Consider the following 21,882-nt stretch of genomic DNA (forward strand, 5'->3'; position numbering starts at 1 on the left):
CCCCGATCGTGCCCGATGCGCCCGGTTCTCAGCAGGCGCACAGGGTCACGATCTCCCCGCCTACCGCCGCAGCACCGAGATGATGTGGCAGACGTCGCGCCAGGGCTCGATCCGCACGAAGTTGGTCTCGCCCCACTCGAAGGTCTGGCCGCTGACCTCGTCGAACGCGCCGAACCGGTCCTGCCACTCGAGCCCCAGCGACGGCATGTCGAGGTGGACGGTGCCCTCCTCGACGCCGAAGGGGTTCAGCGTGACGATGCACAGGACCGTGTCGTCGGTGAGCGGGTCGGTCTTCGAGTACGCGAGCAGCGCGTCGTTGTCGGTCTCGTGGAAGCGCAGCGTCCGCAGCTGGCGCAGGGCCGGGTGGTCCTTGCGCAGCTGGTTGAGCCGCGTGATCCACGGCTCGAGGCTGCGGCCCTCGGCGAGCGCGCCCGCGAAGTCGCGGGGGCGCAGCTGGTACTTCTCCGAGTCGAGGTACTCCTCGCTGCCGGGACGCACCGGCTGGTGCTCGAAGAGCTCGAAGCCCGCGTAGACGCCCCAGGCCGGCGAGAGCGTGGCCGCCAGCGCCGCCCGCAGCGCGAACATGCCCGGGCCGCCGACCTGCAGCGACTCGTGGAGGATGTCCGGGGTGTTGACGAAGCAGTTGGGTCGGCACTCGTCGAGCCGGTCGCGGTGCATCTCGAAGAACTCGCGCAGCTCGTCGCGCCCCGTGCGCCACGTGAAGTACGTGTAGGACTGGCTGAACCCGGCCTTGGCCAGCCCGAACAGCCGCGCCGGGCGCGTGAACGCCTCGGCCAGGAACACCACGCCCGGGTCGCGCCGGTGCACCTCGCTGATCAGCCAGTTCCAGAAGTTCGGCGGCTTGGTGTGCGGGTTGTCGACCCGGAACACGCGCACCCCGTGGTCCATCCAGTACAGGACGACCCGCAGGACCTCGGCGTAGATGCCCTCGGGGTCGGTGTCGAAGTTGACCGGGTAGATGTCCTGGTACTTCTTCGGCGGGTTCTCGGCGTACGCGATCGTCCCGTCGGGCCGGATCGTGAACCACTCCGGGTGCTCGGCGGCCCACGGGTGGTCCGGCGCGCACTGCAGCGCGAGGTCGAGCGCCACCTCGAGGCCCAGGTCGTGGGCGTGCGCGACGAACGCGTCGAAGTCCTCGATGGTGCCGAGGTTCGGGTCGATCGCGTCGTGCCCGCCCGCGGCCGACCCGATCGCCCACGGGGACCCGACGTCGTCCGGCCCCGGGGTGAGCGTGTTGTTCGGGCCCTTGCGGTTGACCGTGCCGACCGGGTGGATGGGCGGCAGGTACGCGATGTCGAAGCCCATCGCGGCGGCGCGGTCGAGCTCGCGGGTCGCGGTGGCGAAGGTGCCGTGCACCGGGTTCCCGTCTTCGTCCCAGCCGCCCGTGGAGCGGGGGAAGAACTCGTACCAGGACCCGGACAGCGCGAGCGAGCGCTCGACCTGGACGTGGTGGGTCTCGCCCCGGGTGACCAGCTCGCGGACGGGGTGCTCGGTCATCGTGCGGTGCACCGGCGCCGAGAGCGCGAGGCGGAGGCGCTCGGGCAGCTCGGTGTCGGTGTCGCGGAGCTGCGTGGCGGCCTTCGTGAGCGTGCGGGCGAGCTCCAGCGCGGGCGGCATGGCGATCCCGCCGGTGCGCTCGGACACCGGGTCGTCGTCGGCGTGGCGCGGGCTGTCGCGCAGCCGCTGCTGGATGCCCTCGGCGCCGCGCTCGAGCAGGCGTGCGCCGGACTCGAGGTCGTTGGCGAGCTCCGCGGCGCCCTGCCCGGCGCGGGTCTTGACGTCGACGGCGTGCCGCCACGTCGCCCACGGGTCACTCCACGCGTCGATCCGGAAGCTCCACAGGCCCTCGGCGTCGGGCACGACCTGGCCGGCGAACCGGTCGGTCAGCGGGCCGGTCGGCGTCATCCGCGTGCTGCGCGGCGCCTCGTCCCCGCAGGGGATCGCGGCGTCCGGGTCCTGGCCGTGGCTCGCCGCGGAGCAGCGCTGCCACACGACCGTCGCGGCCACCGCGTCGTGGCCCTCGCGCCACACCGTCGCCGCGACCGGCACGACCTCGCCCACGACCGCCTTCGACGGGAACCGGCCGCCGGAGACCTCCGGGGTCACCTCGTCGATCCCGATCCGGCCCTGCGTGAGCGCGTGACGGTCGACCGCGTCGGCGGGGATGCCGGGCGTGGTCGGCTGCGGGCCCGGCGTCGCGACGGTGGTGACGGGTTCCGGCTCCGGGAGCCGCTCCGGCTCGGTCGCCGTCGTGGTCGGGGCATCGCCCGGGTCGGTCGACGGGGCGCCCGCCGGCTCCTCGGACGGGACGTCGGCGCCGTCCGGGTCGGGCTCGGTGACGTCGCCGGGGGCGTCGCCCGCGCGGGAGTCGTGCGCCGCGACACCGAGGGCGCCCGCACCGGCACCGACCGCGCCGGCCGCGGCGAGGCCGGCGAGCGTGGTGCTGGTCGTGGCGTCGTCGGCGGTGTTGTCGGTGCCGGGGATGTCGTCGCGCGGCGCGTCGGGCGCGACGGTGCTGTGGACGTGGGTCGCCTGGTCGTCGGAGAGCGGACCGACGCCGAGCGGGTCGTCGTCGGTGCTCGGGGCGCCGGTCGATCCGGAGAACCCGTGTCCCGAGGACACGGGTGCGGCCGTGGCGTCGGGGTCCGGGGTGTCGGTCGCATCCGTCGACCCGTGTCCCGGGGACACGGGTCCGGAGGTGACGGCACCGGAGACCGCGCCGGACGGGGTCGACGTCGATGTCGACGGGGCGGGCGGCGTCGGGGGCGTCGAGAACGCGGAGGGCCGCGCGGGCGGCGGTGCCCACGGCGTGCTCGGGCGCGGAGCCACGGGGGTGTCGCTGTCGCGAGCGGGGACGTCGGCGGAGGACGCGCCGGCGTCGGGGGAGGCGGCCGGCGTGGAGGCGGCCGGGCCCTCGGTGGAGGCGGCGGGGGTGCCGGCGTCGGTGCTGCTGTCGGTGTTGCTGTCGGTGGTGCTCGCGGCGTCGGGGTCGGCACCGGTCGCGGCGTCGTCGCGCGAGCGGCCGAAGAACCCGGCGGCGCCGGCGGCGGCACCCGCGACGCCCAGACCGGCGGCGCCTGCCGCGGCGGAGCGCCAGCCACTGGAGTGGTCGCCGTCGTCCGCGGCGGCGTCGGGCTGGGTTCCGGACGGGGTGTCGCCCGCGCCGTCCGTGGGCGGGATGGCGGTGGTGACGGGGTCGTCGTCGGGGTTGCTCATCGCGGGACCGGACGACTCCCCGCGCCCGGCGCCCTCGGGGAACGGGGCGTAGGGCGTGCGCGGCGTGAACCACGACGGGTCGGAGGCCGGCGGCACGTCGAGGTCCTCGCGGCGCGGCTCCGACGGGGACGGCTCCGACGACGCCGACGGCTCGGGAGCCGCGGGCGTCTCCGACACCGGGTCCTCGGACGGCGCCTGCGGGGTGACCGCGTGCCCCGAGGGCTGGTCGGGTCCACGGTCCGGCGACGAACTCATGTCCGGTCCGCTACCCGCAACGGGCGGACTCGATGCGGACGGGCGGCGGGAGGTGGGCGAGGGGCGACCGGTGGCGATGCCCCACGGCGGGGTGGCCGGGCGGCGCCACGGCGGGAGGCTGGGCGCCGGATGGCCGCGCCGACCGTCGAGGTCGGGCGCGTCGCCGCCGACGGCGCGGAACCCGCGCGACGGGGTGTCGGGGGCCGCGGGGAAGGGGCCGGACGCGGGGTGGTGCGCGGGGTCGGGCGAGCTGTACGGCCCGGCGACCGCGGGCGTCCCGGGCGACGGGAACGGGCCCGACGGCGTCCCGGGCGACGGGAACGGACCCGAGGGCGGGCCCGCGGCGCGCCCGGGCACGGGGAAGGGCCCGGTCGTCGGCCCGTGCGGGCGGGCGTCCGGGGGCGGCGGGGGACCGACCTCGACGTCGTCGGCGGACCCCCAGCCCCGGCGTCGCCGCAGCCACGACCCGGAGGACGGCCCGGTGACGACCTCGCCGCGGGGGACCTCGCGGTGCGGGTCGCGGCGGCCGTCGTAGCCGCCGTAGCTCTCCTCGAACGGGGGCGCGCTCGCGCCGTCGGTGCCGACCGCCGGCTGTTCACCGGTCGCGTCGCGCGGCTCCGTGGGCATCTCCGAGGGCTGCTCGAGGGGCGCCCCCGCCTCGCTCGCGGTCTCCTTGGACCGTCGTCCGGACCGCCACCATCTCCCCAGCGCGCTCACGCGACGCAGCGTAGTCATCGGATCGATCCAGGGAAGGTGGGCGGGCACGGCGCGTCGGGGGTCGAGCCGTAGGCTCCCGGCGCGTGAAGGCTCTGCGTCGCTTCTCCGTCCGCGCCCAGCTCCCGACCGCTCTCGCGCCCCTCCAGGAGCTGGCCACGAACCTGCGCTGGACGTGGCACGGGCCCACGCAGGACCTCTTCGCCACCATCGACGAGACGGCCTGGCGCGCCACCGGCGACCCCGTCCGGATGCTCGGCGAGGTGCGTCCCCAGCGGCTGGCCGAGCTCGCCGAGGACGCCTCGTTCGTGGGGCGCGTGCAGGAGCGCGCGGAGGACCTCCGGGGCTACCTGGACGCGCCGCGCTGGTACCAGTCCCGGTCCGCGGAGGGCTTCCCCTCGGCGATCGGCTACTTCTCGATGGAGTTCGGCGTCAGCGAGGTGCTGCCGAACTACTCGGGCGGGCTCGGCATCCTCGCCGGCGACCACCTCAAGGCGGCGAGCGATCTCGGGGTCCCCCTGGTCGCCGTCGGCCTCCTGTATCGATCCGGGTACTTCCGCCAGTCGCTCTCGCTCGACGGCTGGCAGCAGGAGCACTACCCGGCGCTCGACCCGCAGGGCCTGCCGCTGCACCTGCTCGCGGACGTGTCGGGCGCGCCGGTGCTCGTCGGCGTCGCGATGCCCGAGGGCCGCACGCTGCGGGCGCGGGTGTGGGTGGCCTCGGTCGGCCGGGTGCCGCTGCTGCTCCTCGACGCCGACATCGAGGACAACGACCCCGACCTGCGCCAGGTCACCGACCGCCTCTACGGCGGCGACGCCGAGCACCGCATCCGCCAGGAGATCCTCGTCGGGATCGGCGGGGTGCGCGCCGTCCGCGCCTTCTGCCGCTCCACCGGGCACCCGGCGCCCGAGGTGTTCCACACCAACGAGGGCCACGCGGGCTTCCTGGGCCTCGAGCGCATCCGCGAGCTCGTCGACGACGCCGGCCTCGACTTCGACCAGGCGCTCGCCACCGTCCGCGCGGGCACCGTGTTCACCACCCACACCCCGGTGCCCGCGGGCATCGACCGCTTCCCGGTGGGGCTGGTCGAGTACTACTTCACCGCGGACATGCTGCCGGGCATCGAGCCCGCCCGGGTGCTCTCGCTGGGCCGGGAGCCCGCGGGCGACATGTTCAACATGGCGCACATGGGCCTGCGGCTGGCCCAGCGCTCCAACGGCGTCTCGCAGCTGCACGGCGAGGTCTCGCGCGGGATGTTCCAGAGCCTGTGGGGCGGGTTCGACGTCCCGGAGGTGCCGATCGGCTCGGTGACCAACGGCGTGCACGGACCCACGTGGACCGCGCGCGAGATCGCCGGGCTCACCGCGGGCGCCGAGGCCGCGGGCAGCCCGGAGCTGTTCGGGGTGTCCGACGCGCTGCTCTGGGAGATGCGCGGGACGCTGCGCCGCCGCCTCGTCGAGGAGGTCCGCCGGCGGGTGCGCGCGTCGTGGCTGCAGCGCGGCGCCTCGGAGCCCGAGCTGGCCTGGACCGAGCGCGTCTTCGACCCCGACGTGCTCACCATCGGCTTCGCCCGCCGCGTGCCGACCTACAAGCGGCTGACGCTGATGCTGCGCGACCAGGAGCGCCTGCGCTCGATGCTGCTCGACCCGGAGCGCCCGGTGCAGCTGGTGATCGCCGGCAAGTCGCACCCCGCCGACGACTCCGGCAAGCGGCTCATCCAGGAGATGGTGCGGTTCGCCGACGACCCCGCGGTCCGCCACCGGATCACGTTCCTGCCCGACTACGACATGTCGATGGCGCGCTACCTCTACTGGGGCTGCGACGTCTGGCTGAACAACCCGCTGCGCCCGCTCGAGGCGTGCGGGACGTCGGGCATGAAGTCGGCGCTCAACGGCGGGCTCAACCTGTCGGTGCGCGACGGCTGGTGGGACGAGCTCTACGACGGCCGCAACGGCTGGGCGATCCCGACCGCCGACGGCGTCGACGACCCGGACCGCCGCGACGACATCGAGGCGAACGCGCTCTACGAGCTGCTCGGCACCACGGTCGCCCCGCTGTTCTACGACCGCGGCGCCGACGGCGTGCCCGACCGCTGGACCTCGCTCGTGCGGCACACGCTCGCGACCCTGTCGCCGAAGGTGCAGGCGACGCGGATGGTCACCGACTACGTCGAGCAGTGGTACGCCCCGGCGGCCCGGTCGGCGGCGCGCGTGCTCGCGAACGGGTTCGCGGGCGCCAGGGAGCTCGCGGGCTACCGGGCGCGCCTCGACGCCGCCTGGTCGTCGGTGGCCGTGGCGGAGGTCGACGCCTCCGGCGGCGCGGACACCCCGGTGCTCGGCGCGCCGATGACCGTGCGGGCCGAGGTCGTGCTCGGCGGCCTCGCGCCCGAGGAGGTCCTCGTGCAGGCGGTCGTCGGCCGGGCGGACGACGCCGACGAGCTCTCGGAGCCCGTCGTGCAGGAGATGTCCCCGATCGGGGCGGGCCACGACGGCTCGCACCGCTTCGAGGCCGTCGTCGCCCTGCCCCACGCGGGCGTGCTGGGCTACACGGTGCGCGTCCTGCCGCGCCACGACCTCCTCGCGGCGCCGGCGGAGCTCGGCCGGATCGTCCTGCCGGCGTAGACGCCGAGATCGTGGTCCCGGTGACGGAACCCCGCAGATTCGCGGGGATTCGTCACCGGAGCCGCGATCATGCGCTCCGGGGGGACGCTCGCAGCGCCAGCGCCGAGTGCGCGGGCACCGGCAGCACGGTCCCGGCCGGCAGGGGGTCGGTGGTCGGCGGGGCGCCGGTGGTCGTGCCCGGGTCGAGCACCGGCACCCAGGCGGTGTCGCCGAACGCGGCCGGCAGCAGCACGTCCACGGGCGCCCCGCCGGCGTGCAGGACGAGCAGCAGGGCCGGGTCGCCGTCGACGCGCACGACCAGGGTGGGGTCGTGGTGGTGGAAGTCGGGCTCGGTGAACTCGCTGCCGTCGGGGTGCAGCCACGCGATGTCCGGGGCGGCGCCGTCGGGGTCGGTGTCCTCGCGGCCGTAGAAGAAGTCGGTGCGCCGCAGGGCCGGGGTCGAGCGGCGCAGGGACAGGGCCCGGCCGACGAAGTCGACGAGGTCCGGTGACTCCCACGAGCGCCACGAGGTCTCGTCGTCGAGGCAGTACACGTTGTTGTTGCCGTGCTGCGTGTGGCCGAGCTCGTCGCCGCCGAGCAGCATCGGGGTGCCCGCCGAGAGCAGCAGCGTCATGAGCAGGTTGCGCGCCTGGCGGGCGCGCAGGGCGAGGATCGCCGGGTCGTCCGTGGGCCCCTCGACACCGTGGTTGGCCGAGCGGTTGTCGTCGGTGCCGTCGCGGCCCTGCTCGCCGTTGGCCTCGTTGTGCTTGCGCTCGTAGGACACGAGGTCGGCGAGGGTGAAGCCGTCGTGCGCGGTGACGAAGTTGACCGAGGCGGCCGGGGTGCGTGCGGGCCAGTAGAGGTCCGACGACCCCGCGATCCGCGTGACGATCTCCGAGACCGGGCCGTGGCCGCGCCAGAAGTCGCGCACACCGTCGCGGAAGCGCCCGTTCCACTCCGCCCACGGGGGCGGGAAGCCGCCGACCTGGTAGCCCTCGCCGGTCGCGTCCCACGGCTCGGCGATGAGCTTGACCTGCGACAGGACCGGGTCGTCGGTGATCGCGCCGAGCAGCGGCGTCGCCGGGTCGAAGGCGCCGCCGTGGGGCCGGCCGAGGGTCGAGGCGAGGTCGAAGCGGAAGCCGTCGACGCCCATCGTCGTCACCCAGTGCCGCAGCGAGTCCAGGACGAGCGCGCGCACCAGCGGGGAGGCGGCGTCGAGGGTGTTGCCGCAGCCGGTGACGTCGACGTCGCGGCCGTGCGCGTCGAGGGCGTACCAGCCGGCGGCGTCGAGGCCGCGCCACGACAGCGACGGGCCGTCGGCGCCTCCCTCGCAGGTGTGGTTGAACACGACGTCGAGCACGACCTCGAGGCCCGCGGCGTGCAGCGTCGCGACCATCGCCCGGAACTCCTCGACCTCGCGGCCCGGCGTCGACGCGTAGCAGGGGTGCGGCGCGAGGTAGGCCAGCGTGGAGTAGCCCCAGTGGTTGCGCCGGCCGCGGGTGAGCAGCGAGGGCTCGGAGGTGTGCGCGAACACCGGGAGCAGCTCGACGGTCGTCACCCCGAGCGCGACGAGGTGGTCGACGACGGCGGGGTGGGCGACGCCGGCGTAGGTCCCGCGCAGCTCCTCGGGCACCGCGGGGTGCAGCTTGGTGAGGTCGCGGACGTGGGTCTCGTAGATCACCGTGTCCGCCCACGGCACGGCCGGGCGGGCCGTCGTGGCGGGCTCGAGGTCCGCGGTGACGATCCCGTGCGGCACGGAGCCCGCGGAGTCGCGGTCGCCGGGCCGGGTCGAGAACGGGTCGGTGCCGGAGAACGGGCGCGCGGCCTCCAGCGAGGTGACGGTGCCCTCGACGCGGCGCGCCCACGGGTCGACGAGCAGCTTCGCGGGGTTGGTGCGCACGCCGCGCGCCGGGTCCCACGGCCCGTGCACGCGCAGCCCGTAGGGGTCGCCGACGCTCACGCCGCCGGCCTCCCCGGTCCACCGGTCGCCCGAGCGGCGCAGCTCGATCCGGCGTTCGCCCCCCTCGCCGGGCAGGCACAGCTCCACCGCCTCGGCGCTCGGCGCGGCCGGGACGGTGACGTGCAGCACGTCGCCGTCGAGATGGGAGCCGGGGCGGGGAGCGGTGGTGGGCATCGGAGCGAGATCGTGCCCGATCGCGGGGCGGGCCGTCGCCCGTCGGGGACTGTGATCCGTCAGGATGGCGGCCGTGATGCAGCCGGATCCCCGCACGGCCGACCCCGACACCGTGATCCGCATCGGCGGTGTCGGCGTGCGCCGCAGCGGCTCCGACCTGCTCGCCGACCTGGACTGGACCGTCGAGCTCGACGAGCGCTGGGTGATCCTCGGACCGAACGGCGCGGGGAAGACCACGCTGCTCAAGCTCGCCGCCGCCGAGATGCACCCCACGACGGGCACCGTCGAACTGCTGGGCGAGCGCCTCGGCCGCGTCGACGTCTTCGAGCTGCGCCCACGCATCGGTCTCGCCTCGGCGAGCCTCGCCGGGCGCGTGCCGCCCGACGAGACCGCGTTCGACGTGGTGCGCAGCGCCGGGTGGGGCGTGCTCGGCACCTGGCGCGAGCGCTACGACGAGACCGACGACCGCCGCGCGGCCGGGCTCATGGAGATGATGGGCGTCGCCCCGCTGTCCGGGCGGCACTACGGGACGCTGTCCACCGGCGAGCGCCAGCGGGTGCTGCTGGCGCGGGCCCTGATGACCGACCCCGAGCTGCTGCTGCTCGACGAGCCGGCCGCGGGGCTGGACCTCGGTGCCCGCGAGGACCTCGTCGAGCTGCTCTCCGAGCTGGCCGCCGACCCGGACGGCCCGGCGACCGTGATGGTCACCCACCACGTCGAGGAGATCCCGCCGAACTGCAGCCACGCGATGCTGCTGCGCGAGGGACGGGTGGTCGCCCAGGGCCTGCTCGACGACGTGATGACGTCGGAGAACCTGTCGGCGACCTTCGACCAGCCGCTCGAGCTCACGAGCAGGCGGCGGCGCTTCACCGCGTTCCGGAGATAGGGTCCGGCGCGCCATGACCAGACCTGAGGAGGCTCGTCGGTGACGGAGTTCGTGCGGCTCGAGGTGGACGGCGGCGTGGGCACCATCCGCCTGGACCGCCCCCCGATGAACGCGATCAACCGCCAGGTGCAGGACGAGCTGGTGGAGGTCGCCGCGGAGGCGACCAGCCGCAACGACGTGCGCGCGGTCGTCGTGTACGGCGGCGAGAAGACGCTCGCGGCCGGCGCGGACGTCAAGGAGATGGCCGACATGACCTACTCCGAGATGGCCGAGCGGACCCACCAGCTCTCGCGCGGCTTCGGGGCGGTCTCGGAGATCCCGAAGCCGACGGTGGCCGCGATCACCGGCTACGCGCTCGGCGGCGGCTTCGAGGTCGCGCTGTCGTGCGACCGCCGCATCGCCGGCGACAACGCGACGGTCGGCCAGCCGGAGATCCTGCTCGGGATCATCCCCGGCGGCGGCGGGACGCAGCGCCTCGCGCGCCTCGTCGGGCCGGCGAAGGCCAAGGACGTGATCTTCACCGGCCGCTTCGTCAAGGCCCCCGAGGCCCTGGAGATGGGCCTGGTGGACGAGGTCGTGGCGCCGGACGAGGTCTACACCCGCGCCCATGCCTGGGCGACCCAGTTCGCCACCGGGCCCACCCGCGCGCTCGCCGCGGCCAAGAACGCGATCGACCGCGGGCTCGAGATCGACCTGCGCGACGGGCTCGCCGTCGAGTCGGAGCTGTTCGCGGCGCTGTTCGGCACCGAGGACCAGACGATCGGCATGCGGTCGTTCGTCGAGAACGGGCCGGGCAAGGCCACGTTCCTCGGCCGGTGAGCCCGACCCAGGCGGAGGTCGACGCGGCGCGCGACGACCCCAAGCTCGCCAACGTCCTCTACCACGACTGGGAGTCCGACTCCTACGACGAGAAGTGGTCGATCTCGTTCGACGAGCGCTGCACGACGTTTGCGGTGGACCGGTTCCGTGCCGTCAACCCGGGCTCCGAGACCTACGACCACGCCCTCGAGCTGGGCTGCGGCACCGGGTTCTTCCTGCTCAACCTCATGCAGGGCGGGATCGCGCGGCGCGGCACGGTCACCGACCTCTCGCCGGGGATGGTCGCGGTGGCGACGCGCAACGCGGCGAACCTCGGCCTCGACGTCGAGGGCCGGGTGGCCGACGCCGAGACGATCCCGGTGCCCGACGCGTCGGTCGACCTGGTGGTCGGGCACGCCGTGCTGCACCACATCCCGGACCTCGACACCGCGTTCCGCGAGATCCTCCGGGTGCTCAAGCCCGGCGGGCGGTTCGTCTTCGCGGGCGAGCCGACGCGCCTCGGCGACCTCTACGCGCGCAAGCTCGGCCAGGCGACGTGGTGGGCGACGACCCGGTTCGCGCCGGCGTCGTGGCTGCGCCCGCAGGTCGAGCTGGACGAGTCCTCGCGGGCGGCGGCGCTCGAGTCGGTGGTCGACCAGCACGTCTTCGACCCCGACCGCCTCGAGCGCTTCGCCCACGCCGCCGGTGCGGTCGACGTCCGCGTCGTCACCGAGGAGCTCACCGCGGCCGTGTTCGGGTGGCCGGTGCGCACCTTCGAGGCCGCCGTACCGCCGGAGCGCCTCGGCATGGGCTGGGCGATGTTCGCCTACCGCGCGTGGCAGCGGCTGTCCTGGGTGGACTCGCGCGTGCTGAGCCGTGTCGTCCCGCGCTCGCTGTTCTACAACGCGCTGGTCACGGGCGTGCGGCCCCCGGATCCCGTCCGCGTGTAGTGCCCTACGCCTTCACCCTCGACGACGTCGCGTACCTGGCCTCCGCGGCCGGGCGCGACGCCGTCGCGGGGGCGGCTCCTCTCGTGCGCGCCGACCGTCTCCGGGCCGTGCAGACGCTGCGCGAGCGGCTCGGCGACCGCGCCGCGCCGGTGCTCGAGACCGCGCTGCTCCAGGACCGCGCCCGCGGGCGGGTCCCCGACGGCTGGCTGCTCACCGCCGACGCCGCCGAGCAGGCGACCGCCGCCCCGGTCGCGGCGCACCGCGCGGCGCGGCTCGCGGGCCGCGACGTGCACGACGTGACGTGCTCGGTGGGGGCGGAGCTCTTCGCCTTGCGGGGCGTGGCCGGGCGTCTCCTCGGCTCCGACCTCGACCCGGTCCGCCTGGCCATGGCCCGCGTCAACGTCCCCGGCGTGCCCCTGGTCCGCGCCGACGCCCTGGCGCCGCCGTCGCGGGACACGGTGCTCGTCGCCGACCCCGCCCGCCGGACCGCCGCCGGCCGCCGCACCTGGCGCCCGGCCGACTTCGCCCCGCCCCTCGATCAGCTCGCCGAGGTGTGTCAGCGTGGGGGCCACGCTGGCACTGAACGTCAGGAAAGCACCCACGATCTCGTCGTCTCGACGGCGCCGGGCCTCGACGTCACGCTCGCTCCCTGGGCTGCCGAGGTCGAGCTCGTCAGCCTCGACGGCCGGGTCCGCGAGGCCGCGCTGTGGTCGGAGGGCCTCGCGACGACGTCCCGGCGGGCGACGGTGCTGTCCAGCCGCGGCCTCAGGTTCGAGGTCACCGACGCCGAGGACGACACGTGCCCCGTCGCGCTCACGGGGGAGTGGATCGTCGACCCCGACGGCGCGATCGTCCGGGCCGGCCTGGTGCGCCAGTACGGGGCGCGCCACGGGCTGTGGCGCCTCGACGAGCACCTCGCCTACCTCTCCGGCGACGCCCCGCCGCCCGGCGTCCGCGCGTTCCGGGTGCTCGAGCACGGCCGGTACACGGAGAAGACGCTGCGCCGCACGCTCGCCGACCGCGGCGTCGGGCGCGTCGAGATCCTCGTGCGCGGCCTCGACGTCGACCCGAACGCCCTGCGGCCCCGCCTCAAGCTGCGCGGCGACGCCGAGGCCACCGTCGTCCTCGCCCGCCTCGCGACCGGGCCGGAGGCCTACGTGTGTGAGGCCGTGGCCGGACAGGGCAGCCCGTAGCCCATGGATGCGGAGCAGGCTCGGACCCGGATGACCGAGGAGCGCGAGCGCCTGCAGGAGCTCGGGCGCTCCGTCGCGACCGAGGACCCGGACCCGTCCGACGAGGACATGGGTCTGCGGGGCCGGCGCGAGGCCGACGTCGCCACCGAGGTGGAGACCCGGATGGAGGACCGGGGGATGGCCGACGACGTCGCCCGCCAGATCGGGGACATCGACGCCGCCCTCGCCCGCGTCGACGACGGCACCTGGGGCACGTGCACGGTGTGCGGGAAGGCCATCGACGACGAGCGGCTCGAGGCGCTGCCGCAGGCCACGACCTGCCGCGATCACATGTGATCGCCCAGGCGGCGGAGCAGTGCAGCGCGCACCCCGTCGACGTCGGTGCCGTCGGGGACCGCGACGTCGACGGTCCGGCCGCCCGGCGCGCGCCCGCGGCGGTCGGCGAGCACCGTGCCCCGCGCCGGGCCGAGCGAGGTGTCGACCTCGAGCTCGAGCGGCACCGTCGCCAGCGTCCCGGGCGCGACCGCCTCGAGCAGCGCCACCGCGTCGTGGATCGGCACCCGGTCGACGCCGAGGGCCTCCCCGCGGGCGTAGACGTCGCGCGTCGCGGCCAGGGCCTCGCCGACGGGCCCCGAGGCCGCCAGCGCGGAGAGCCACGCCCGGTCGACCGTCACCACGTGCGTGAGGTCGAGCGGGACCAGCGTCGTCGGCACCCGTTCCTCGACGAGCACCCGGCGCGCCGCCTCGGGGTCGGACCAGACGTTGAACTCGGCGCCGGCGCTGACGTTGCCGCCGATCCCGATCGAGCCGCCCATGACGACGAGGCGCCCGATCCGCTCGGCCAGGTCCGGGCGGGTCGCGAGCAGGAGCGCGACGTCGGTCAGCGGGCCGATCGCGGCGAGCACGACCGGCTCGGTGGCCGCCGACAGCACGTCCGCGATGACGTCCAGCGCCCGTCCCGCCGGTTCCGGGCCGAGCGGGCCGAAGCGCTCGGCGACCCCGCCGAGCCCGTCGTCACCGTGCACGTCCGCCGCCCGCTGCGTCGTCGGGTGGATCAGCGGCCGCTCGGCGCCGACGCCCAGCGGGACGTCCCCGCGCCCGAGCATCCCGAGCAGGCGCCGCGCGTTGGTCGTCGTGGTGGCGAGGTCGACGTTGCCGAACACGGCGGTGACGGCGCGCAGCTCGACCTCGGAGGCGCGGGCGGCGAGCGCGATCGCGTAGGCGTCGTCGACACCCGGGTCGGTGTCGACGATCAGCGGCGTCACGGGACGTCGACCTCCCCGAGGGTCGGGAGCGAGGGCTGGGCGCCGGGCCGGGTCGCGGCGAGCGCGCCGGCGCGGCAGGCGCGGAGCAGGGCGGTCTCGTCGTCGAGGTCGGTGGCGAGCGCGAGCGCCAGCGCCGCGGTGAAGGCGTCCCCGGCGGCGGTGCCGTCGACGGCGTCGACGGGCGGCGGCTCCACGGTCGCGACGACGTGCCCGCGCCGGCGCAGCTCGGCCCCCGCGGCGCCGTGGGTGATCGCGACGGCGGCGAGGTCGTCCAGGTCGGCGTGCGCGGCGAGCGCCCCGAACTCGGCGGCGTTGACGCAGACCAGGTCGACGTCCACGAGCACGTCCCCGGCGACGGGTCGGGCGGGGGCGGCGTTGAGGACGGTGAAGCCCGGCGCGGCCATGGCCGTCGCGACCGCCTCGTCGGGGACCTCGAGCACGGTCAGGACGACGTCGGCGTCGAGGTCCTCGGGCGCGACGGTGAGCGTGGCGTTGGCGCCGGCGTCGATGACGATCGTGGTCTCGCCGTCGTCGTCGACCTGGATCATCGCGGTGCCGGTGGGCGCGTCGCGGGCGATGCGGATGTGGCGCAGGTCGACGCCGCCGGCGCGCAGGAGGGTCAGGGCCTCGCCGGCGAGCGGGTCGTCGCCGACGGCGGCGTGGAGGCGGACCTGCGCGCCGAGGCGGGCGGCCGCGAGCGCCTGGTTGGCGCCCTTGCCGCCGGGCACGCGGGTCACGCCGTGGGCGGTCAGCGTCTCCCCGGGGCCCGGGAGCCGCTCGACCCGCGCCACGAGGTCGAGGTTGACGCTGCCGACGACGGCCACCCTCGGACCATGACGAGACATCGGGCGATCGTAGGGTCGTCACCGTGAGGTCGGATCCGCGCCAGCCGCGACTGCTCACCTGGGCCTCGTTGCGCTGGATCGTGCGCCACCGCGCGTGGACGCCGTACTACCTGGTGCGCTACTGGCGGATGATGAAGGTCCGCGCGCGGCAGCCGCACATCGTGCTGCGCGGGCTGGTGTTCCTCGGCAAGGGCGTGCACCTCGAGGCGCGCGAGGGGTTCGGGCGCCTCGAGATCGGCCGCTTCGTGCACATCGGCGACCACACCCGGCTGCGCTGCCACGAGGGCTCGCTGCGGATCGGGGACAAGTCGGTGTTCGGCAACGAGAACACGGTCAACTGCTACCTCGACATCGAGTTCGGCGAGGCGACGCTGCTCTCGGACTGGATCTACGTCTGCGACTTCGACCACCGCTACGCCGACGTGCACGTGCCGATCAAGGACCAGGGCATCGTCAAGACGCCCGTGCGCGTCGGGCCGGAGACGTGGATCGGGACGAAGGTGACGGTGCTGCGCGGCGCGCGCATCGGGCGCGGCTGCGTGATCGGCGCGCACGCGGTGGTGCGGGGGGACGTCCCGGACCACGCGGTGGCCGTCGGTGCGCCGGCGCGCGTGGTCCGCGACCGGATGGCCGACTACGAGGCCGCCGCCGCGGACCGGGCGGCGCTCGCCGACATCGCGCGGAAGACCGCGCTGGCGGCGGGGCAGGCGGTGGAGTCGGACCTCACGTGAGGCCGAAGACGTTCCCCGTCGGGATCTTCGGGCGGCCCAGGACGCGCGGGGGAGCGGGGCGGGCGGTGGCGTAGACGCCCGCGGTCCGGTCGGCGATCGCGGGCCAGGCGAAGTCGGTGTCGAGGCGCGCGCGGGCGGCGTCGGCGCGGGTGCGCGCGGCGGCCGGGTCGTCGAGGCAGCGGATCACGGCGCGCGCCAGCCCGGGCACGTCGCCGGGGTCGAACGACAGCCCCGTCACGCCGTCGACGACCACTTCGCCCAGCCCGCCCGCCCGCGACGCGACGAGCGGGGCACCGGCGGCCGCCGCCTCGAGCGCCGTGATCCCGAACGGCTCGTAGCGGCTGGGGAGGACCGCGGCGTCGGTGCGGGCGAGCAGGTCCCGCAGCGTGGCGTCGTCGACGTGGCCGAGCAGCTTGACCGACCGCCGGACCCGGGCGGCCCGGGCGCGCTCGGCGAGCCAGTCCGAGCACGAGCCGGTGCCCGCGACGTTAAGCGTCGTGCCGGGGTGGGCGCGGCGGATCGCGGGCAGGGCGGCGACGAGGTCCTGCACGCCCTTCTCCCACTCGAGGCGTCCGAGGTAGAGGAGGGTCGGGGGACCGGCGGATCGCTCGATGGTGCGCAGCCAGCTCGCGGGGTCGATGCCGTTGTGGACGACGGCGACGTCGTCGGGGTCGAGGTCGAAGAGTCCCGAGACCTCGGTGCGCATGGCCTCCGAGCAGGTGATGACGGCGTCGGCGCGGCGGGCGAGCCACCACTCCACGGAGTGCACCTGCTGGTTCAGCGTCTGCGAGAGCCAGCCGCCGTGCCGGCCGGCCTCGGTGGCGTGGACGGTGGCGACGAGCGGCGCCCCGGTCAGGTCCGCGACGGTGATCGCGGCGTGCGCGACGAGCCAGTCGTGGGCGTGCACGACGTCGGGGCTCCAGCCGCGCAGCAGCGTCCCGGCGGCGCGCAGCATCGCGTGCCCGAGCCCGAGGGTCCAGGCGACGAGGTCGCGGACGAACTCGAGGTGCGGGGGGTCCTCGGCGACGCGCAGGACGCGGACCCCGTCGTGGCGCTCGAGCGTCGTGGGGTGGGTCGCCGCGTCGGTGCCGGTGGGCTGGCGGGCGACGACGACGACGTCGTGGCCGGCGTCCGCGAGGGCGATCGCCAGCGCGTGCACGTGGCGCCCGAGCCCGCCGACGACCACGGGCGGGTACTCCCAGGAGAGCATCAGGACCCGCACGCGCGGCCCTCCCTCCGTGATCGTGGCGGCTTTCCTCACGTTGAACGCCAGCGTGGCCGCCACGCTGATCCATCAGGCGAGCGACCCTACTCCCGAGTAGGTAGGGGTCGTCCGCCGCGTCGGGTGACGCCGCAGCGCCCGGGCGTCGAGGCGCCCGAACACGTCGTCCTGCGCGGCGAAGGTCGCGGCGCGGGCGGCGGCCTCGGCGTGGCGGCCGGCGGGCAGGAGGTCGGTGAGCTCGCGGACGCGGTCGCGGTGCTCGCCCGCGCGGCGCCGGGCGTAGTGCGCGGCGGAGTCCTTGGTGACCATGAACGCCCAGTCGCTGGAGAGCGCCAGCGCCGCCTGCGCCGCCAGCGCGTCGAGGGTGGCGTCGCGTCCGGCGCCCGGCGCGGCCCCGTCGACGGCGGCGAGCAGGCGGCGCGCCACGTCCTCGTTGTCGGCCACGAGGTCGCGGACGGTGAGCCCGTCCCACACCCGCCAGTCCTTGCCCGACCCCCACGACGACGCCGGCAGCACCACCGGCTCCTCGACGTGCCCGGCCTCGACGGCGCCGCGCAGGGTCGTCACCCGCACCCCGGCCTCCGGCAGCGCGGTCAGCACGGCCTCGAGCCACGCCGGGCCCTCGTGCCACCAGTGCCCGAACAGCTCGGTGTCGAAGGCGCTGACGACGAGGCCGGGGCGTCCCCGCTGTGCCCGCAACGACGCCAGCCGGTCGTGGACCACCCGCACGAAGTCCGCCGCGTCCCGCGCCACCGCGGCGGCCGCGCGGGCGGGGTCGTAGGGCTTCTTGTCCGCGGTGGCGACCCGGCGCCCGGTGACCCGCGCGGGCTTGAGGCCGGTGGTGTGGTCGTAGGTGTGGAAGTCGCGGTAGTCGGCGGCGCCCGGGTAGCCGGCGCGCGGCGACCACACGCGGTAGGTCACCTCGAGGTCGCGCGCGAACGCGACGACGTCGGTGCCGTCGACGGGGTGCGCGGCCGCGGTGTCGCCGCGCAGCGCGGGCCCGTCGACGAGGAAGCGCTCGACGCCGGCCGCCGCGTAGTCCTGCTCGAGTCCCGGCGTGTAGCCGCACTCGGGCGCCCAGATGCCCGCCGGGCGACGGCCGAGGCGCAGGTCGGCGTCGCGCAGCCCGGCATTGAGCAGGAACCGCCGCACGCGGCCCGGCAGCAGCGGGGCGAACGGGTGGGTCGCGGGCCCGCCGAGCAGCTCCACGACGTCGTCGTCGGCCAGCCGGCGCAGGACCGGGGAGCCGCCGTGGCGCCAGTCGCGCTCGAAGACCTCGAGGGCGTGGCCGGCCGCGCGGTGCTCGCGGGTGGCCAGCGCGGGATCGCTGCGGTGGGCCTCGTGGGCGCGCAGCTGCCAGTCGGCGAGCCAGGTGTGCATCGCGCGCAGGGCGGCGGGGTGGTCGAGCTGGGCGGCGAGGACGGGGGTGACGCCGAGCGTCAGCAGGTCCCGGTGCCCGCGGGCGGCCAGGCGCTCGAGGGTCTCGACGACGGGGAGGTAGGAGTGCGCCCAGGCCTGGTAGAGCCAGTCCTCGCCGACCGGCCAGGCCCCGTGGCGCAGCAGCCACGGCAGGTGCGAGTGCAGGACGAGGCAGAACGTGCCCACCGGTTCCGTCGTCAAGCACGGTCCTCTCGTCGTCGCCCGGCGCCGGAGTCTGTCACGGGCGCGTCCCCCGAACGGTGACGAGGCATCACGTGATCGCCGCCGCCTCGTTGGGCCGGGGAGTTGACTCCCGAGCCCGGAAGGGGCTTCGCATGACGAACCGCCGCACGGCGCGACTCCTCGCCGGCGCACTGGCCACCGCCTCCGCGGGCGGCGCCCTCCTCGGGCTCGCCGGCACCGCGACCGCCTCGCCGATCCCCGGCGTCCCGGTGACGACGGCCGACCAGTGCACGGGCGGCGGCGGCGAGCTCACGGCCGGCGGCACGCACTGCTCCGGCGGCGGCGACACCGGCGACGTGGTGGTCAGCGAGGCCGCGGCCGGCGCGATGCGCCAGGCGCTGCCCGAGTCGGTCGCCGACCCGGTGCTCACGGCCGTCGGACGGCGCTGACCAGCAGGTCCAGCGACGCGTCGACGCTGCTGACGTCGTCGGCGCGCAGCACGAAGTCCTCGGCGGTCACCGACGCCACGTCGGCCGCGAGCGCGTCCGGCCACGGCTCACCGCTCAGCGCCAGCCCGATCTGGGCGTCGATCACCGACCCGCCGTGGCGGGCGTCGATCGCCCGCAGCGCCGGGCCGTGGTGGAGCCCGGTCAGCGCGTCGACGTGCATTCCGGCCTCGGTGACGAGCGCCGCCAGCTCCGACCCGGTCAGCTCGCGGGTGTGGAACGGGTTGAGCGGGCGGTCGTCGGGACCGGCGCCCGGGGAGAACGTCAGCCGGTTGGGCGTGGCGCAGTGCAGCCGCCCGCCCGGGCGCAGCACGCGCGCGCACTCGGCGAGGAAGCCGGGCTGGTCCCACAGGTGCTCGATCACCTGCAGGGTCACGACGGCGTCGACGGTCCCGTCGGCGACCGGGAGCGACTGGAGATCGGCGCGGGCCACACCGATCTCCGGGTACCGCCCGCCGACGTGCGCCGCGACGGCCGGGTCGAGCTCGAGCGCCAGCACCCGCAGCGCTTCCGTCGCGAGCAGCGCGGCCCCGTAGCCCTCGCCGACCCCGGCGTCGACGACCACCGCACCGGCGCACGACGGCACCAGCGCCCGGTAGACGGCCTCGTGGCGCCGGAACCAGTAGTTCTCGACGTCGAGCCCGGGCACCGTGCGCTCGCCGGTCAGCGGCAGGGGGGCGTGGGTCATGGGTTCCTCGTCGTCGGGTGTGCGTGGACCCCGACGTTCTACCCGGCTCCCACAAGGTGTTCACGCATCGTGGTCGCTTCTGTTCCGGTGCTCGGCGGGCGCAGCCCGCGCAGTTGCACCTTTCGGCTGGTCACGCGTACCGCCGAAGAGATCATCGACGTACGACGTCGGTCGGTGCGAACAGCGGCTTGTCACCACGAGTGATACCTGAAATGCGCACCGTCACTCCGCCGTGATCGCCTCGTTGGGTGACTGTCATCACCGTGCGCGTCCGTGGCGCGCACGAGGGCGACGGGTCGCCGCGGGGGGAGTGCGTCCGGGGCGTCCGCTCCCCTGACTGCTACGCGAGGAGTTCACATGTTCAAGAAGCTGGGCACCGTCGCCGTGGGCGTCGCCGCCGGCCTCCTGGTCGCCGCGCCGTTCGCGTCGGCGAGCGAGTGCCACGAGGACTCGGACCACCACGAGTCGAGCTCGGTGAGCTCGGACGACGACTGCAACATCAACGGCGGCAACGCCTCGGCCGCCTCGGAGATCACCGGCGACTCGGGGCTGGGCAACCTGGTCGGGCAGAGCCCGATCGCCGGCAACATCGCGAACGTCACCTGCAGCGAGATCCTCAGCAACAACCTCAGCGGCAACAGCATCGACGTGCTCTGACGAGCTCGGGTGACGACGGGCCGGTCCCTGCGGTCGGGGGCCGGCCCGTCGTGCGCTGCGGCCCTGGTCAGGAGGGTCGGACGGCGCGATCCTGACGGGGTGCTGACGCAGTACTGCCCCATCGAGACTGCGGCCGAGATCGTCGCCGAGCGGTGGAACCTGCTGATCATCCGCGACCTCATGGGGCCGGCCCGCGGGTTCAACGACCTGCACCGCTGCCTGCCGCGCTGCTCGCGCTCGATGCTCGCCGAGCGGCTCCGGCGCCTGGAGCGCGCCGGCGTCGTCACGCCCACGGCGCACGGCAGCGGGCGCACCGTGGAGTACCGCCTCACCGAGGCGGGCCGGGACCTCGAGCCGGTGCTGATGGCGCTGGGGGAGTGGTCGGTGCGCCGCCTGTTCGGCGACCCGGCGCCGGAGCAGCTCGACCCGGGGATGCTGGCGTTCCGGATGTCCGAGAAGGTCCGGGCCACGCGGCTGCCGCCGGACCGTACGGTCGTCGAGTTGCGGTGCCGGCGGCCCGACGCGCGGCAGTGGCTGCTGCTCGAGGCCGCGGGGTCCACGGCCTGCGACCACGATCCGGGCCACGAGGTCGACGTCGTCGTCACCGGCGACACCGCCGAGCTGCAGCGGTGGTTCCTCGGGCGGCGCCGGTTCGCCGAGGCGCTCGCCGCGGGCACGATCACGATCGCGGGGCCGCGGTCGATCGCGACGGAGTTCCCGGGCTGGTTCGACCCGGCGACGCCGTGGCACGCGACCATCGCCCGGCTCGCCGACCAGTCCGATTCCCGGACTGGTGACGAGCGTGCCCCGGTCACGACCGTGGAGGCATGACGACCTCCACCGAAGGCAGCCGGGTGACCGGCCACTACGAGCGGCTCCTCGCCGCGCACTACACCTCGATGCTGGGCGGCGACATCGAACGGGCCGCCGAGGGCCAGCAGGATCTGCTCGCGGGCGTCCTCCCGCCTCGTGACGGCGAGAGCGGCGTCGCCATGGACCTCGGCTGCGGATCGGGCGCGCAGACCCTCGCCCTCGCCGACCTCGGCTTCGACACCGTCCTCGCCGTCGACCCCGACCCCACGCTGCTCGCCGAACTGCGCGACCACGCCGCGGACCGGCCCGCCGTGCGGACCCGGGAGACCGACGCCGTCACGGCCCTCGCGGAGCTGGAGCCGGACTCCGTGGCGGTGATCGTGTGCATGGGCGACACGCTGCTGCACCTCGCGTCGGCCCAGGAGGTCGAGACCCTCGTCGCCGGGGCCGCCCGCGCGCTGCGACCCGGCGGGACGGTCGTGCTCACCTACCGCGACCTCGCCGGCGACCTGCGCGGCACCGAGCGGTTCATCCCCGTCCGGAGCACCGACGACAAGATCATGACGTGCTTCCTCGACGTCGTGCGGCCGGACGTGGTGGAGGTCCACGACGTCGTCCACACCCGGACCGACGGCGGCTGGGTGATGGACGTGAGCAGCTACCCGAAGTTGCGTCTGGCGCCGGCGGGCATCCGCGACCGGCTCGCCGCGGCGGGGCTCGAGGTCGTCCAGCACGAGCCGGGGGCGCGGGGCCTGTGGTGCACGGCGGCGCGTCGGTAGCGGTCCG

18 protein-coding genes are annotated in these 21,882 nt (G+C 75.5%); 11 read left to right on the plus strand and 7 right to left on the minus strand.

Translation table 11 applies throughout. The annotated features are described in order from the left end of the window. Positions 1-60: 60 nt before the first annotated feature. A complete protein-coding gene (locus EV188_RS02755) occupies positions 61-2,187 on the minus strand; it encodes a maltotransferase domain-containing protein (RefSeq protein WP_133825368.1) in 2,127 nt (708 codons plus the stop codon). Between the two features lie 2,105 nt (positions 2,188-4,292). On the opposite strand from EV188_RS02755, the gene glgP reads away from it, so the two are divergent. Then, the gene (gene glgP / locus EV188_RS02760) at positions 4,293-6,827 is read left to right on the plus strand and encodes an alpha-glucan family phosphorylase (RefSeq protein WP_133824673.1); all 2,535 of its coding nucleotides are present in this window, start codon (positions 4,293-4,295) and stop codon (positions 6,825-6,827) included. A 67-nt stretch (positions 6,828-6,894) separates the two neighbouring features. On the opposite strand, the gene glgX is transcribed toward glgP, so the two are convergent. Beyond that, positions 6,895-8,940, minus strand: a complete 2,046-nt coding sequence (glgX, locus tag EV188_RS02765; protein WP_133824674.1) for a glycogen debranching protein GlgX — start codon at positions 8,938-8,940, stop codon at positions 6,895-6,897. Between the two features lie 64 nt (positions 8,941-9,004). Here glgX and EV188_RS02770 point away from each other — a divergent pair, with 64 nt between their 5' ends. The 5 genes from EV188_RS02770 to EV188_RS02785 are packed head-to-tail and all read left to right on the plus strand — an operon-like array spanning position 9,005 to position 13,103. Then, complete coding sequence (locus EV188_RS02770; RefSeq protein ID WP_133824675.1) at positions 9,005-9,826, plus strand: ABC transporter ATP-binding protein; 822 nt, start codon at positions 9,005-9,007, stop codon at positions 9,824-9,826. Positions 9,827-9,865: 39 nt separating this feature from the next. Continuing rightward, positions 9,866-10,645, plus strand: a complete 780-nt coding sequence (locus EV188_RS02775; protein ID WP_133824676.1) for an enoyl-CoA hydratase/isomerase family protein — start codon at positions 9,866-9,868, stop codon at positions 10,643-10,645. Next, the gene (locus EV188_RS02780) at positions 10,642-11,574 is read left to right on the plus strand and encodes a class I SAM-dependent methyltransferase (RefSeq protein WP_133824677.1); all 933 of its coding nucleotides are present in this window, start codon (positions 10,642-10,644) and stop codon (positions 11,572-11,574) included. The genes EV188_RS02775 and EV188_RS02780 overlap by 4 nt, the downstream gene beginning before the upstream one ends. Next, positions 11,574-12,767, plus strand: a complete 1,194-nt coding sequence (locus EV188_RS31335; protein WP_166659689.1) for a THUMP-like domain-containing protein — start codon at positions 11,574-11,576, stop codon at positions 12,765-12,767. The genes EV188_RS02780 and EV188_RS31335 overlap by 1 nt, the downstream gene beginning before the upstream one ends. Before the next feature lie 30 nt (positions 12,768-12,797). Further along, positions 12,798-13,103: a TraR/DksA C4-type zinc finger protein gene (locus EV188_RS02785; RefSeq protein ID WP_208113957.1), complete on the plus strand. Its 306-nt coding sequence runs from the start codon at positions 12,798-12,800 to the stop codon at positions 13,101-13,103. Here EV188_RS02785 and EV188_RS02790 read toward each other — a convergent pair. Continuing rightward, the gene (locus tag EV188_RS02790; RefSeq protein WP_133824679.1) at positions 13,094-14,032 is read right to left on the minus strand and encodes a nucleoside hydrolase; all 939 of its coding nucleotides are present in this window, start codon (positions 14,030-14,032) and stop codon (positions 13,094-13,096) included. The two genes, EV188_RS02785 and EV188_RS02790, sit on opposite strands and share 10 nt — an antisense overlap. Continuing rightward, on the minus strand, positions 14,029-14,856 hold the full coding sequence (locus tag EV188_RS02795) for a PfkB family carbohydrate kinase (RefSeq protein WP_208113958.1): 828 nt from the start codon (positions 14,854-14,856) through the stop codon (positions 14,029-14,031). The genes EV188_RS02790 and EV188_RS02795 overlap by 4 nt, the downstream gene beginning before the upstream one ends. A gap of 44 nt (positions 14,857-14,900) precedes the next feature. Here EV188_RS02795 and EV188_RS02800 point away from each other — a divergent pair, with 44 nt between their 5' ends. After that, positions 14,901-15,608, plus strand: a complete 708-nt coding sequence (locus EV188_RS02800; RefSeq protein ID WP_133824681.1) for an acyltransferase — start codon at positions 14,901-14,903, stop codon at positions 15,606-15,608. On the opposite strand, the gene EV188_RS02805 is transcribed toward EV188_RS02800, so the two are convergent. Together EV188_RS02805 and EV188_RS02810 are read right to left on the minus strand one after the other, a co-directional pair. Then, a complete protein-coding gene (locus EV188_RS02805) occupies positions 15,601-16,830 on the minus strand; it encodes a glycosyltransferase family 4 protein (RefSeq protein ID WP_133824682.1) in 1,230 nt (409 codons plus the stop codon). The genes EV188_RS02800 and EV188_RS02805 overlap by 8 nt on opposite strands. Before the next feature lie 72 nt (positions 16,831-16,902). After that, positions 16,903-18,450, minus strand: coding sequence for a 1,4-alpha-glucan branching protein domain-containing protein (locus EV188_RS02810; protein WP_133824683.1), 1,548 nt, complete (start codon positions 18,448-18,450; stop codon positions 16,903-16,905). A gap of 134 nt (positions 18,451-18,584) precedes the next feature. Between EV188_RS02810 and EV188_RS02815 the strand changes: the two genes are divergently transcribed. Beyond that, on the plus strand, positions 18,585-18,881 hold the full coding sequence (locus EV188_RS02815; RefSeq protein ID WP_133824684.1) for a hypothetical protein: 297 nt from the start codon (positions 18,585-18,587) through the stop codon (positions 18,879-18,881). Here the strand turns inward: EV188_RS02815 and EV188_RS02820 are convergent. Further along, complete coding sequence (locus tag EV188_RS02820; RefSeq protein WP_133824685.1) at positions 18,859-19,626, minus strand: class I SAM-dependent methyltransferase; 768 nt, start codon at positions 19,624-19,626, stop codon at positions 18,859-18,861. The two genes, EV188_RS02815 and EV188_RS02820, sit on opposite strands and share 23 nt — an antisense overlap. Positions 19,627-19,983: 357 nt before the next feature. On the opposite strand from EV188_RS02820, the gene EV188_RS02825 reads away from it, so the two are divergent. From EV188_RS02825 to EV188_RS02835, 3 genes are all read left to right on the plus strand, one after another. After that, entirely contained in the window at positions 19,984-20,283 is a 300-nt protein-coding gene (locus EV188_RS02825) for a hypothetical protein (RefSeq protein ID WP_133824686.1), read from the plus strand. 99 nt (positions 20,284-20,382) lie between these two features. Continuing rightward, positions 20,383-21,114 carry a winged helix-turn-helix transcriptional regulator gene (locus EV188_RS02830; protein ID WP_133824687.1) on the plus strand — a complete coding sequence of 244 codons (732 nt, stop codon included), beginning with the start codon at positions 20,383-20,385 and terminating at the stop codon, positions 21,112-21,114. Continuing rightward, positions 21,111-21,875, plus strand: coding sequence for a class I SAM-dependent methyltransferase (locus EV188_RS02835; protein WP_133824688.1), 765 nt, complete (start codon positions 21,111-21,113; stop codon positions 21,873-21,875). The genes EV188_RS02830 and EV188_RS02835 overlap by 4 nt, the downstream gene beginning before the upstream one ends. Positions 21,876-21,882: the final 7 nt, after the last annotated feature.

The organism is Actinomycetospora succinea (assembly GCF_004363095.1).
Taxonomy (GTDB): Bacteria; Actinomycetota; Actinomycetes; order Mycobacteriales; family Pseudonocardiaceae; genus Actinomycetospora; species Actinomycetospora succinea.